Origin of the sequence: Raskinella chloraquaticus (SeqCode) (genome assembly GCF_021731865.1) — a bacterium.
Classification (GTDB): domain Bacteria; phylum Pseudomonadota; class Alphaproteobacteria; order Rhizobiales; family UBA4765; genus Raskinella; species Raskinella chloraquaticus.
On record NZ_JAKFWN010000024.1, the window covers coordinates 15944 to 29610 of the forward strand.

11 protein-coding genes are annotated in these 13667 nt (G+C 62.3%); all 11 read left to right on the forward strand.

Features of this window, described 5'->3' with window-relative positions:
* Entirely contained in the window at positions 1–1314 is a 1314-nt protein-coding gene (locus ACINK1_RS08290) for a homoserine dehydrogenase (RefSeq protein ID WP_376800958.1), read from the forward strand.
* Between the two features lie 27 nt (positions 1315–1341).
* Positions 1342–2337, forward strand: a complete 996-nt coding sequence (gene glpX, locus ACINK1_RS08295; RefSeq protein ID WP_376800957.1) for a class II fructose-bisphosphatase — start codon at positions 1342–1344, stop codon at positions 2335–2337.
* Complete coding sequence (gene recJ, locus ACINK1_RS08300) at positions 2338–4158, forward strand: single-stranded-DNA-specific exonuclease RecJ (RefSeq protein WP_376800956.1); 1821 nt, start codon at positions 2338–2340, stop codon at positions 4156–4158. It abuts the gene before it with no gap.
* Between the two features lie 89 nt (positions 4159–4247).
* Positions 4248–5801 (forward strand): flagellar hook-length control protein FliK, encoded by a 1554-nt coding sequence (locus tag ACINK1_RS08305; protein ID WP_376800955.1) that lies wholly within the window; start codon positions 4248–4250, stop codon positions 5799–5801.
* On the forward strand, positions 5798–6118 hold the full coding sequence (locus ACINK1_RS08310) for an EscU/YscU/HrcU family type III secretion system export apparatus switch protein (RefSeq protein WP_376800954.1): 321 nt from the start codon (positions 5798–5800) through the stop codon (positions 6116–6118). Before ACINK1_RS08305 ends, ACINK1_RS08310 begins: the two co-directional genes overlap by 4 nt.
* 69 nt (positions 6119–6187) lie before the next feature.
* On the forward strand, positions 6188–7231 hold the full coding sequence (locus ACINK1_RS08315; RefSeq protein WP_376800953.1) for an ABC transporter ATP-binding protein: 1044 nt from the start codon (positions 6188–6190) through the stop codon (positions 7229–7231).
* Positions 7228–8355, forward strand: coding sequence for an ABC transporter ATP-binding protein (locus ACINK1_RS08320; protein WP_376800952.1), 1128 nt, complete (start codon positions 7228–7230; stop codon positions 8353–8355). The genes ACINK1_RS08315 and ACINK1_RS08320 overlap by 4 nt, the downstream gene beginning before the upstream one ends.
* Positions 8352–9869 (forward strand): ABC transporter substrate-binding protein, encoded by a 1518-nt coding sequence (locus ACINK1_RS08325; protein ID WP_376800951.1) that lies wholly within the window; start codon positions 8352–8354, stop codon positions 9867–9869. Before ACINK1_RS08320 ends, ACINK1_RS08325 begins: the two co-directional genes overlap by 4 nt.
* Before the next feature lie 160 nt (positions 9870–10029).
* Positions 10030–10968, forward strand: a complete 939-nt coding sequence (locus ACINK1_RS08330; RefSeq protein WP_376801005.1) for an ABC transporter permease — start codon at positions 10030–10032, stop codon at positions 10966–10968.
* Complete coding sequence (locus ACINK1_RS08335) at positions 10965–11837, forward strand: ABC transporter permease (RefSeq protein WP_376800950.1); 873 nt, start codon at positions 10965–10967, stop codon at positions 11835–11837. Before ACINK1_RS08330 ends, ACINK1_RS08335 begins: the two co-directional genes overlap by 4 nt.
* A 23-nt stretch (positions 11838–11860) precedes the next feature.
* The gene (locus ACINK1_RS08340) at positions 11861–13666 is read left to right on the forward strand and encodes a gamma-glutamyltransferase family protein (RefSeq protein ID WP_376800949.1); all 1806 of its coding nucleotides are present in this window, start codon (positions 11861–11863) and stop codon (positions 13664–13666) included.
* The last annotated feature ends 1 nt before the right edge of the window (position 13667 follow it).

Here is a 13667-nt window from a genome sequence, read left to right on the forward strand (position 1 = left end):
ATGGCGCGCAAGGAAATCGGCATCGGCATCGCCGGTATCGGCACAGTAGGTGCCGCAGTTGCGCGTCTTCTCATGAGCAATCGTGAACGCCTGGCTGAAAGCGCTGGAGCCTCGCTCGCGGTGCGTGCGGTTAGCGGCCGCGATCAGTCGCTTCCGCGCAGTTTCGACACTTCGCTCGTGCGCTGGTTCGATGATCCTGTGGCCCTCGCCAACGCCCCCGGCGTCGATATGGTCGTTGAACTGATCGGCGGGGCGGAAGGTGTGGCCCACGACACGGTGCGCGCCGCGCTCAATGCAAAAAAGCCGGTTGTCACTGCCAATAAAGCCCTCATTGCCGCCCATGGGCTTGAACTGGCAGCGCTTGCGGAGCAATCAAATGTCTCGCTTGCGTTTGAGGCTGCCGTTGCCGGCGGCGTGCCGATCATCAAGACGCTGCGCGAAGGGCTCGTTGGCAACCACCCGCGTCGCGTTGTCGGCATTCTGAACGGCACGTGCAACTATATCCTGACGCGGATGGAGAGTGACGGGCTGAGCTTTGGCGAATGCCTCGCCGCCGCCCAGGCGCTGGGCTATGCCGAAGCTGATCCTGGTTTCGATATCGACGGCCATGACAGCGCCCACAAGCTGGCGATCCTCGCCAGTCTTGCCTTCGGTACGCGGATTGCGCCTGAAGCGGTTTACGTCGAAGGCATCCGCTCGATCACCAGTGCTGACATCAAGGCCGCCGCTGATCTTGGCTACCGCATCAAGCTGTTGGGTGTGGCGCGGCGCACCGATAGTGGCATCGAACAGCGCGTGCATCCAACCATGGTGCCGGCCAAGGCGGCAATCGCCCAGGTGGACGGCGTTCTCAACGCGGTCTCCATCGATGGCGATCTTGTCCGCACCCTGTTGCTGGTGGGGCCTGGCGCCGGCGGAGAGGCAACCGCATCCGCTGTTCTGGCCGATATTGTCGATGTGGCGCGCGGGATCATAACGCCGCCCTTCGGGCGTCCTGCGAAACTCATGCGCCCTTACGAGCAGGCGGAAATGCGGGCTCATGAAGGCGGCTACTACGTGCGCCTGGCGGTAAACGACCGTCCGGGCGCCTTTGCCGCCATCGCCACCCGCATGGCCGAAGCGCGCATTTCACTTGAATCGATCGTCCAGCGTGGACGGGCAGGGCGCGAAGGTGCCCCCATTGACGAGCCACAGCCTGTCATATTGATCACTTACGAAACGACCGAGGCCGCAATTCGCCAGGCGTTGGAAGCCATTGAACGTGACGGCCATATCGTTGGTCCGCCGCAAATGATCCGTATCGAAAAACTGTAATGCCTGTGCGCATTGGGGAGTTGTGCCATGTTGCCGTCAGATAATCGTCCGCTTGCCGTCCTCGACCGGGCGCTGTCGATGGAACTGGTGCGGGTCACCGAGCGCGCGGCCGTCTCGTCGGCGCGCTTGCGCGGGCGCGGCGTCGAAAAGGACGCGGACCAGGCAGCCGTTGTGGCGATGCGCCGCGAGCTGAACCGTCTGCCGATTTCAGGTACCGTCGTCATCGGCGAGGGAGAGCGCGATGAAGCGCCGATGCTCTATATCGGCGAAAAGGTCGGAACCGGAGAGGGACCCAAGGTCGATATTGCCCTCGACCCGTTGGAGGGGACGACGATCTGCGCCAAGAATTTGCCAAACGCGCTGTGCGTGATCGCGCTGACGGAAGAAGGCGGCCTTCTCAACGCTCCCGACGTCTATATGGACAAGATCGCGATTGGTCCGGGGTATCCCGAAGGGACGATCGACCTTGATCGCTCGCCCATCGACAACATTATCGCGCTCGCGAAAGCCAAGGGAGTGGCGCCAAGCGATATTTCGGCCTGTATCATGGACCGGCCACGCCACGCCAAGCTGATTGCCGAAGTGCGCTCGACTGGAGCAGCTATCCGTCTCATTGGCGATGGCGATGTCGCCGGCGTCATTCACACGACCGATCCGCGCACTACCGGAATTGATATCTATATCGGTATCGGTGGCGCACCTGAGGGCGTTCTGGCAGCCGCAGCCCTGCGTTGCATTGGCGGCCAGATGCAAGGGCGGCTGATCCTTGACAGTGAGGAAAAGCGTGCCCGCGCCCGCAAGATGGGAATCGAGGATCCGCAGCGGAAATACGCCATGGGCGACATGGCGCGCGGCGATGTCGTGTTTGCGGCAACCGGCGTCACTGACGGCAATTTCCTTCGTGGTGTGCATTTCGGCCATGATCTGATCACCACCCACTCCGTGGTGATGCGCGCTGCCACCCGCACCATCCGCTACGTCGAAGGGCAGCATCGCCTGTTTGATAAATTCGACGATGCGTGATTGCCGCTATCAACCGTGGCGGCGATGGTGGAGCTAGACGCCGATTTTCTCGGTGTCGCTGTCTCCGCGACCGCGCATGCGTGGCGCGACCGTCTGAACGCGCGTGAGCGCCTGATCGCCGCGACGATCGCACAACGACACGATCTGTCGGATATCCTCGCTCGCGTTCTTGCAGGTCGTGGCACGGGTATTGATGATGTCGAGGATGCCTTGGAGCCGACGTTGCGGCGGCTGATGCCCGACCCCTCGACGCTGACCGACATGGACAAGGCGGCCGAGCGGCTTGCCCAGGCGATCATGGCTCGCGACCCGGTAGCGCTGTTTGGTGATTATGATGTCGACGGCGCCTCATCTTGCGCTGTCCTTGGCCGCCTTCTTGCTGCCTATGACGTGCCCCATCGCATTCATATCCCCGACCGCATCACCGAGGGCTATGGCCCGACGGATGCCATCATGGATCATTTCGTCGGCGATGGCTTTCGCCTGATCGTTCTGCTCGATTGCGGCACGATGAGCCATCAGGCGATTTCCCGCGCCAACGCGCTTGGCGCCGAGACGATTGTGCTCGATCATCATCAAAGCGACGCCGCGTTGCCGCCTGCCTTCGCGCTGGTCAATCCCAATCGCCAGGATGATCTATCAGGCCTCGGGCATCTATGCGCTGCCGGCGTCACTTTTATCGCCGCTGTTGCCATTAATCGTTGCCTGCGCCAACGCGGTTTTTTCACTCAGGACAAGGCCGAGTTCGACCTGCTACGCCTGCTCGATATCGTCGCCCTCGCGACCATCGCTGATGTCGTGCCGTTGCTCGGTCTTAACCGCGCTCTTGTCGTCCGTGGTCTTGAAATCTTGAACCGTCAGCCTCAGCCCGGCCTGCGCGCGTTGATTGGTGCTGGTCATATCGATGGCCCGGTCGAAAGTTTCCATCTCGGTTTCGTTCTGGGGCCACGGATCAACGCCGGCGGGCGCATCGGCGACGCCGGCCTCGGCTGCAGACTGTTGATGAGCAACGAAGAAGAAGAGTGCGCGCGGATTGCGGGTGAACTTGACCGGCTTAATCGCGAGCGCCAGCTCATCGAGCAGCAGGCGGTGGCCGAAGCCGTCGACGAGACGAGTGCGGCGATCGGCATGGGCGAGGGGCCGCCGGTCGTGGTCGCTAGTGCTCCTGATTGGCATCCGGGCGTGCTTGGCCTGATCGCCGCCCGCCTCAAGGAAAAATTCGAACGTCCCGCCTTTGCGCTTGCCGTTCGTCAGGGCGTTGCCACCGGCTCCGGTCGCTCGATTGCAGGCGTCGATCTTGGTCGGGTTGTCCGCCATGCGGTGGGTGAGGGTATCCTCATCAAGGGAGGCGGGCACGCCATGGCCGCCGGCGTGACGCTCGATGCCTCACGGCTTGGCGATTTTCGTGGCTATCTTGTGGGTGCGTTACGATCCGCCGTCGAACAGGCGCGCAGCACACGCGAACGGCATTTTGACGCGGCGATGTCGGCTGCGAGCGCCACCGTCCCCTTTGTGCATGAGCTGGCGCGGGCCGGACCCTTCGGCACGGCGCGACCTGAGCCCTTGCTGGCCTTTCCCGCCCATCGCGTGCGCTACGCTGATATCGTCGGCACCCAGCATATCCGCGCCACATTAGCCACCGGCGATGGGAGCGAGATTTCGGCGATCGCCTTCCGCGCCGTCGGTTCGTCGCTGGGCGATTTTCTGCTCGCCTCACGCGGCAAGACGATCCATGCCGCAGGCCATTTGTCGCTCAATCGCTGGCAGGGGCGCGAGCGCGTGCAGTTGCGACTTGTCGATGCCGCGCGCGCCCATCTCTAATTGCTGTTTATCTTCCATTTTAATGATCAGATTAGGAGAATTTTGCTGAATAAACGATAATAATTGAGCGAATCATATGGGAGAACCGCGTGGCTGAAATTTCCACAGCCCAGATCGCCGCCCAGCAATCAGCGCTTGGATCGCTGGTGAGCGGATCGCTTCCGCTGACCCTGGTAGACGGTCGCACGCTCGATGCGCGCGTTCAGCAGATCATCGGCGATGGGGTGCTGCGGGTTTTAACCGCACAGGGCGCACTCGACATTGCAACCAAAGCCGATGTCGCGGTTGGCTCGAGAGTGCGCCTGCTGATCCTGGGCACGACAGGCCAGATTTCCCTGAGCCTGGTCGCTGGCGAGAACGCTCCCCCACGACTGGTCGACCCGGCGGCGCGTATCGTCACCGGCGCCAATTCGCCAGCGGCGCTTGTCTTGCCGCGTGCGGGCGATGGCAGTGCCGCGAACCTGCGTGCCGGGCTTGCTTCGCAACCGGGCGGGGCGCTTCAGAGCGCATCAAACACGGTTACCCAGAATGACGGCGTCGTCGTCGAAGTACGCGCGCGACAGCCAGTCACCGCCACCCCGCCAACAACCGGCCAAACCGGCGAGGTCGCCGCTGCACTCAACGCCGCGCTGTCCTCGGCAATCTCAAGCAGCGTTGCGAAACAGGGTCCTTTGGCCCCGGTTTTTGCTAATCTCGTGGCCTTGCAACAACGCCCGCGCGATCTGCCCGCTCCCTTGCGTGATGCGGTGAACAAGGCGGCTGCGGCGAATATCAGCCTCGATGAGGGTATCACCACCAACGGCCTGATCGACGCGATCGCCAATTCAGGCGTCTTCCTTGAAAACGCCCTGGCTGGCGGCAATAACAAAACTGTTCTCAGCGCTGATCTGAAAGCGGTCCTGCTGGGTTTGCGTGACCAGTTGACAAAACTCGTGCCGCAAGCGGGTGCGCCTTCGGCTCAAACGGCAGCGGAGCCGGGCGCTCCGCCTGAAGCCTCACAGGCAGCTTCGCCTGAAGGCGCTGCCCGCACGACCGGCGGTCGCGACCAGAGTGAGCGCCTCGCGCCTCCGCATCGTGGTGAAATCCCCGAAGCACAGCGCCCCGCGAGCGGCGACATTCCAGCCACTGCAAAGGTCGACGAGATCGCCAGCCTTCTGCTCGACCAGACGGAAGCAGCCCTCTCGCGTATTCGCCTGTCGCAACTCGTCAGCCGCCATGGTGACCAGGTCGTGCCAAGCGATCAGAAATCGCAACCGACCCTGCAAACGTCTTATTACGTGGAGATTCCCGTCCAGATCAGGCAGCAGACGACCACGTTGCAGGTGGCAGTTGAGCGCGAGGCGCAGCCGGCGGGCGTTGGTGGAGCGTTTCCCACCTATCGGCTGTGGTTTGCGCTTGACAGTGAGCCGGCGGGTCCGGTCAGCGCGGTCATTACCTGGCAACCGGGCAATGCGAGCAGTGGCGTCAGCGCCACGCTGTGGGCGGAGCGCGAAACCACGGGGAGGGCGCTCCGCGACGGGCTGTCGGATTTGCGGCGCGATCTGCGCAAGGCTGACCTGCCGATCGGCGAGGTCGCAGCCCGCCTTGGCAAGCCGCAACGCCCCAACCAGGGCGGCGGTCATTATGTGGATCGTCAGACATGAGTGAATCGCCAGCCCGCAAGATTGCCGTTGCGCTTGCCTACGCCCGAAACAAAGGCAAGGCACCCACCGTCATCGCCAAGGGCGAAGGTCATGTGGCTGACCGTATCGTCGAGGCGGCGAAAGCGAACAATATATCCATCGACCAGAATCCGGTGCTGGCCGCAGCGCTGTCGCAGGTCGAGCTTGATCAGCAGATACCGGTTGAACTCTACAAGGCCGTCGCCATTGTACTCAACTCGGTCTTGCGTGCCGCCGGCAAGATACCTGCCGCCGCACCACAAGCTCAACAAAAGCCGAGCGGACTGCCTGTCTCTTAGGCAAATGCAGGCTTGCCTCCCGGCGCCAACTCCCTTATTCTAAACTTGAAAAATGGGTAAGGAGCGGTTTTGGGCGTCGTCGAGCGGCAAGTTGCAGATCGTCGTGACGTGTCCGCGACCGTGCCGGTGCTCGATGTGAGTGATCTGGCGATACGGTTTGCTGCCCACCCGCCCGGCATCCATGTCGCCGATGGCGTGTCGCTGTCGGTTGGCCCTGGCAAGACCTTGTGCGTGGTGGGTGAATCAGGCTGCGGCAAAAGCATTGTCTCTCTGGCGGTCATGGGGTTGTTGCCAAAGCCAGCAGCGACGGTAACCGCCGGCGCGGTCCGCTTCGAGGGGCGGGACCTGCTCGCGCTGAGCGAACATGCTCTGGCTGATTTGCGCGGCGACCGTATGGCCATGATCTTCCAGGAGCCGATGACGGCGCTCAACCCGGCCTTCACCATCGGCGATCAGATTGCTGAAAGCGTCGTGCGCCATCGCAATTGCAGCCAGGCGCAGGGCAGGGCGCGTGCCCGTGACATGCTGGAGCGCGTGCGCATTCCCGCAGCCGCAACACGCCTTGATGCCTATCCTCATGAAATGTCAGGCGGTATGCGCCAGCGCGCGATGATCGCCATGGCGCTTGCCAATGACCCGACGCTCCTCATCGCCGATGAGCCGACGACCGCGCTCGATGTGACCATCCAGGCGCAGATCCTTGCCCTCATTCGTCAATTGCAGACTGAAAGCGGCACAGCCGTCGTGCTGGTGACCCATGATCTGGGCGTTGTCGCGGAAGTGGCGGACGAGGTCGCAGTCATGTATGCGGGGCGCGTGGTTGAACGCGGCCCGGTTGCGGATATTTTTGATGATCCGCAGCATCCCTATACCATTGGCTTGCTGGGCTCGATGCCAGGACTAGGCAAACGCTTGGGGCGGCTCGCCGCCATTCCCGGCAGCGTGCCGCCGCCGGAAGCTTTTTCATCCGCCTGCCGCTTTGCCAGCCGCTGTCCGTTTGTCACCGCCAGATGTACATCTGAACGCCCGCCATTGCGCGCACTCGGTGTTGGCAACCACCGTGTCGCCTGCTTCGAAGCGCCGGTTGAAACCATAAGCGGGCGGGTTCGATGACCAAAGCAGATACCGCACCCGAACAATCACCCCCGCTGCGTCCGCACATTCTCGAGGCAGAAGGTATCGTCAAGCAGTTCGGCTCATCCCGCCTGTTTGGCCGCAGTGATCCGGTGCGTGCGGTTGACGGTGTCTCATTGCAGGTCCGCAAGGGCGAACGTCTGGCGATCGTCGGTGAATCGGGGTGTGGAAAGTCAACCCTCGGCCGCTGCCTCCTGCGGCTGATTGAGGCTGATGCCGGCTCCGTTCGTTTTGAGGGCGTTGATCTGATGGCCCTTGATGACAAGGCGATGCGGCAGAGAAGAAAGGCGCTGCAAATCGTCTTTCAGGACCCTTATGCCTCGCTCAACCCGCGCCACACGGTGGCGACGCTGATTGGCGAGCCGATCCGCTTCCACGGGATCGCGAAGGGCCGGGATGTTGCTGACCATGTGGCGCGCATGTTGGGGCTGGTCGGTCTGCCCGCTGCCTATGCATCCCGCTATCCGCATGAATTTTCTGGCGGCCAGCGCCAGCGTATTGCGATTGCCCGGGCGCTCGCCAGCGGGCCGCGCCTGCTGGTGGGCGATGAGCCGGTATCAGCACTCGATGTCTCGATTCAGGCCCAGATCATCAACCTGCTGGAGGACCTTGGCAGCGAGCTTGGGTTTACCCTTGTGCTGATTGCCCATAACCTCGCCGTCATTCGCCATGTCAGCGAGCGGGTGGCGGTGATGTATCTGGGCGAGATTGTCGAATTTGCACCCGCAGACGCGCTGTTCGAGACGCCGCTTCACCCCTATACCCAGGCGCTGATCGCGTCCGCCCCCATCGCTGATCCGGCAGCGCGGCGCCAGCATGCGCTGCTTGAAGGCGATCCGCCGAGCCCGAGCCGTCCGCCGTCGGGATGCCGTTTCCACACGCGCTGCGCCCATGCCCGGGCGCGTTGCTCAAGTGAGCGGCCCGTGAGCGAAACGGTTGAGGAAGGTCGCTCCGTTTCCTGTCATTTCTGGCGCGAGATTGCCGCCGCCGGCGCGAGCGCCCCTCTTGCCTTCACACCTTCAATCCAACGCCAGCAGCGTATCGCTGTCTTCGCCGACGCTTTGCGTCAATCGTCATCTCAGGGAGGTTCCATCACACCATGACCCGATATCCGCTCCTCGCCACCGGCCTTGCCGCTTTGCTGGCATGCGCTGCTGCATCGCCCGCCTCGGCGCAATCCACCTTCCGTATCGGCTTGCAGGAAGATCCTGATGCGCTCGATCCGCACAAGGGCAATACCTATGTCGGACGCGTGGTTTTTGCCGCGCTCTGTGACAAGCTGATCGATATCTCGCCCAAACTTGAACTGGTGCCGCAGCTCGCTTCCTCGTGGACGATCTCTCCCGATGGCCTATCAATCACCATCAAGCTGCGCGCCGGCGTCAAATTCCACGATGGTGAGGCGATGGACGGCGAGGCGGTGAAAGCCAATCTCGACCGCGCCCGGACGCTGGCCGACTCGCGGCGTAAATCCGAGCTGGCGTCGATCGCGTCTGTTGATGTGGTCGATGCCTCGACCATCCTCCTCAAACTGGCGAAACCCGATGCCACGATCCTTTACGCACTGTCTGATCGCGCTGGGATGATGCTGGCGCCAAAATCACTCGCCAGTGATGTCGCGGCAAAGCCGGTCTGTTCAGGTCCCTATAAATTCGTCGAACGCGTCCAGAATGATCGCATCGTGCTGGAGCGCTTTGCTGATCACTGGCGCAAGCAGGACTATGCGTTTGATCGCGTCATCTATCGCGCCATTCCCGATACGACCGTGCGCCTTGCCAATCTGCGCTCGGGCGATCTTGACATGCTGGAGCGCCTGGCGCCAACCGATACGAAGAGCGTCAAGAGCGATGCATCGCTCAAATATGTCGAGATCACCGGGCTTGGCTATCAAGGCCTGACCGTCAATGTCGGCAACGGTCCGGCAGCCGACAACCCGCTGGGGCGCGACAAGCGCGTGCGCCAGGCCTTCAGCCTCTCGCTTGATCGTCAGGCGCTGAGTGACGTTGTGTTCGAGGGCACCTATCCGCCCGCCATTCAGGCGTTCCCGCCGTCCAGTTTCGCCCATAACCCCGATATCAAGTTACCCGCCCGCGATGTCGCCAAGGCGAGGCAACTCCTGAAGGAGGCGGGGTTGGACAAGGCGCCCATCGACGTCGAAATCCAGGCTGCCAACAACCCCGTCTTCCTGCGCCTCGTCGAGGTCGTTCAGGCGATGGCGGGCGAAGCCGGCTTCAACGTCAAGATACGTTCGACAGAATTTGCCACGCTCCTGCGCGAGCAGGTTGCCGGCCGTTTTCAGATGAGTTCGGTCGGCTGGTCGGGGCGTGCTGATCCTGATGGCAATACCCATGTCTTCTGGACGACTGGCGGTGGCCAGAATGACGGCAAATATTCGAACGCCGAGGTCGACCGCCTGATGAATGAGGCGCGGACCAGATACGAGCCGGCGGAGCGCCGCAAACTTTACGACGCCGTGCAGAAGATTGTGCAGGAGGACCTTCCGATCATCTATCTGCTCTACTGGAACTGGCCCTATGTCGTGTCAGCGAAAGTGGATGGTTTCGTGCCTTATCCTGATGGCATCATCCGGTTGAATGGCATGAAAATCACCAGATGAGCACAAGGCACCGGTGTCTTTTTACAGAGCTTGCCAGTGTGCCCCGGTGCTGGCTCGCGCCAGGGCACAGTCCGGCTCGGGCGCTTGCGGCCGGGGCAAGTCCGGGTGATCAGGAGGGCGCCGACGCCTTTGGGATCAGGAGGTGCTCGTCGTGCTGGAGATGATCGCCCGACGCCTGCTGATCGCCTTGCCGACGCTCATACTCGTGTCAATTTTCGTTTTTGGCCTGCAGAAACTGCTGCCAGGGGACCCCGTTCTGGTCATTGCCGGCGAGGAGCGCGACCCGCAGGTGCTGGCCTATCTGCGCGAGCTCTATCGCTTCGACGACCCCATTCCGCTGCAGTACTGGGCGTGGATCAAACAAGTGGTGCAGGGTAATTTTGGCGCTTCATTGCGCACCGGTGCCTCGGTATCTGCTCTCATCGTGCAGAAATTGCCGGTTACCCTGCAGTTGGCGGCTTTTGCCATGATCTTTGCCTTGGGGATCGGTATTCCCCTGGGTGTCTTTGCCGCCACCCGCAAAGGGACCTGGGTCGACAGCGCGGTGTCGACGATGGCTCTGTCGGGTCTGTCGATCCCCAATTTCTGGCTGGGCATCATTCTTATTCTCATCGTGTCGGTGAATTTCCGCCTGCTGCCGGCGTCAGGCTTCGTCTCTCTGTGGGAAGACCCGTGGCGCGCTCTGCAGACGATGATCATGCCAGCCTTTGTTCTGGGTAACGCGCTTGCCGCCACCATCATGCGCCATACCCGATCATCGATGTTGGAGGTATTGAGCCAAGATTATGTGCGCACCGCCCGCGCCAAGGGCCTGTTTGAACCAGCAGTCGTGTGGAAACACGCCTTCCGCAACGCCCTTATCCCTGTGGTCTCGATTGCCACCCTGCTGTTTGGCGAGTTGATGGCGGGTGCTGTTCTGACCGAGCAGATTTTCTCCATTCCAGGCTTTGGCAAACTCATCGTCGATGGCGTCTTCAACCGGGATTATTCTGTCGTCCAGGGCGTGGTGCTGTGCGTGGCGGTCGGCTTCATCGCCATGAATCTCCTGGCCGATATCCTCTATGTGATCGTCAATCCGCGCCTGAGGGGCACGCGATGACACTCCTTGCCACCAATGCACAAATCTCTGCCCCAAGAGCGCGCTCTCGCGCGCTCACCCGTTTTCTGTCCAACCGTGGCGCCGTCGCCGGCGCCTGTGTCATCGCGCTGATCCTGGCGATGGCGATCCTGGCCCCCCTGATCACACGCTACGATCCAAACACCACCAATTTCCTGGCCATTCGCAAGCCACCAGGCCTCGCCTACTGGCTGGGAACAGACGAACTCGGGCGCGACCTGTTCGCGCGCATGCTTTATGGTGCTCGCGCCTCGTTGATGGCCGGCGTCATCTCGGTCTCCATTGCCATTGCCATCGGCCTGCCGATTGGTCTGATCGCGGGCTATTACGGCGGACTTGTTGACATGGTCATCTCGCGATGCACCGAGGCATTGCTGGCCTGCCCGTTCCTTATTCTGGCGATTGCCCTGGCAGCGTTTCTCGGACCCTCGCTCGCCAACGCCATGGTCGCCATTGGCCTTGCCGCCATGCCGATCTTCGTGCGTCTGACGCGCGGACAGGTGATTTCGGTGAAGGCCGAGGACTATGTCGAGGGTGCGCGCGCCATCGGCCTGCCCCATCATGTCATTTTGATCCGTCATGTGCTGCCCAATGTCATCGCGCCTGTCATCGTGCAGGCAACGCTTGCCACCGCCTCAGCCATCATCGCCGAAGCAAGCCTCAGCTTCCTCGGACTTGGCCAGCAACCGCCATCGCCCTCCTGGGGCTCCATGCTGAACACCGCCAAGAATTTTATCGAGCAGGCGCCGTGGATGTCGTTATGGCCGGGTCTTGCCATTTTCGTGGTCGTTCTGGCGTTCAATCTGATGGGTGACGGGCTGCGCGATGCGCTTGACCCGCGCCGCTCCTGAATAGTTACAAAAAGGGATCAGCCATGTTCACAACCCGCCCTGAAATCCTCGCGACGTTTGGCGTCGTCACCTCCACCCACTGGCTTGCCTCGCAGACCGGTATGTCGATGCTGGAAAGGAACGGCACGGCTTTTGATGCGTGCGCGGCCGCGGCCTTTGTCCTGCAGATCGTTGAACCGCATCTGTGCGGGCCAGGCGGTGAGGTGCCGGCGATTTTCTATTCGGCGAAGAATGACAAGGTTGAGGTCTTGTGCGGACAGGGCAGCGCGCCGGCGGGCGCCACCATTCAGGCTTTCAAGGGACTGGGTCTTGATCTCATTCCAGGCTCCGGCCTGCTGGCAACGGTCGTTCCCGGCGCCTTTGACGCATGGATGCAGCTGGTGCGCGATCACGGCAGATTGCGGCTGCGCGATATTCTGGAGCCGGCCATCGGCTATGCCGGCAGGGGCCATCCCATGCTGCCGCGCGTTGCCGATACGATTTCCGGGCTGCGCGATCTGTTCACAAGTGAATGGCCAACGTCCGGCGAGGTCTGGTTACCAAGAGGCGAAGCGCCGAAAGCCCGCGAACTTTTTGCCAATCCGGCACTTGCCGCCTGCTGGCTCCGTCTGCTCGGCGAAGCCGAAGCCCGCACGCCTGACCGCGACGGCCAGTTCGAGGCGGCACGCGACATCTATTATCGCGGTTTCATCGCCGAGGCGATGGACCGCTTCTGCCGCACCGAAGAGGTGCTCGATGCATCGGGGCGCCGCCATAAGGGGCTGCTCACCGGCGATGATCTGGCGGGATGGAAGGCCACCTATGAGGCGCCGCTGACCCGCGATTATCACGGCTGGACGCTCCACAAGACGGGACCGTGGGGGCAGGGGCCTGTTTTCCTGCAGACGCTGGCGCTGCTGGAAGGTACCGATATCGCTGCCCTTGATCCGGCAGGTGAAGCCTTCGTCCACACGCTCGCCGAGGCCATGAAGCTCGCCTTCGCCGACCGCGAGGCCTATTACGGCGACCCGGCTTTCGTGAAGGTACCGATCGAGCAGCTTCTGTCCGGGACTTATGCCGATGAGCGGCGCAAATTGATCGGGCCGCGCGCCTCGCACGAGCTGCGCCCGGGCACCATACCGGGCTATGAATTGCAGGTGGCGCGCATGCTGAAAGGGGTACGCAAATTGGGCTCGGTACAGCAGACAGCTGGCACGTTCGGCGAGCCGACGATGCAGAGCATGCAGGCGGCTGGCACGGCGCGCCGTGGCGATACCGTCCACATTGATGCCATCGACCAGTGGGGCAATATGATTTCGGCAACCCCCTCGGGCGGCTGGCTGCAATCCTCTCCCGTCATCCCCGAGCTTGGCTTTGCACTCAACACGCGCGCGCAGATGTTCTGGCTCGAGGAGGGGCTGCCGGCATCGCTCGCGCCCGGCAAGCGGCCACGCACGACGCTGACCCCGACGCTGGCCTCGAGAGATGGCAAGCCGCGTCTGGTCTTTGGTACGCCGGGCGGCGACCAGCAGGAGCAATGGCAGCTCTCGCTTTTCCTGCGTCATGTTCATCACGGTCTGAACCTCCAGGAATCAATCGATCTGCCGCTCTTCCACACCCAGCATTTTCCCTCCTCCTTCTATCCGCGCGAGGCCAATCCTGGGCAGTTGACGGTCGAAGCATCCATTGGCGATGCCGCACTGAAAGCGCTGGAAGCGCGCGGCCACCGCGTCGAGGTGGCGGCGGAATGGTCGGTGGGCCGTCTGACGGCTGCCGGCATCCGCCCGGACGGCGTGCTGCACGCAGCCGCGACGCCGCGCCTCATGCAGGCATATGCGGTCGGGCGCTGAG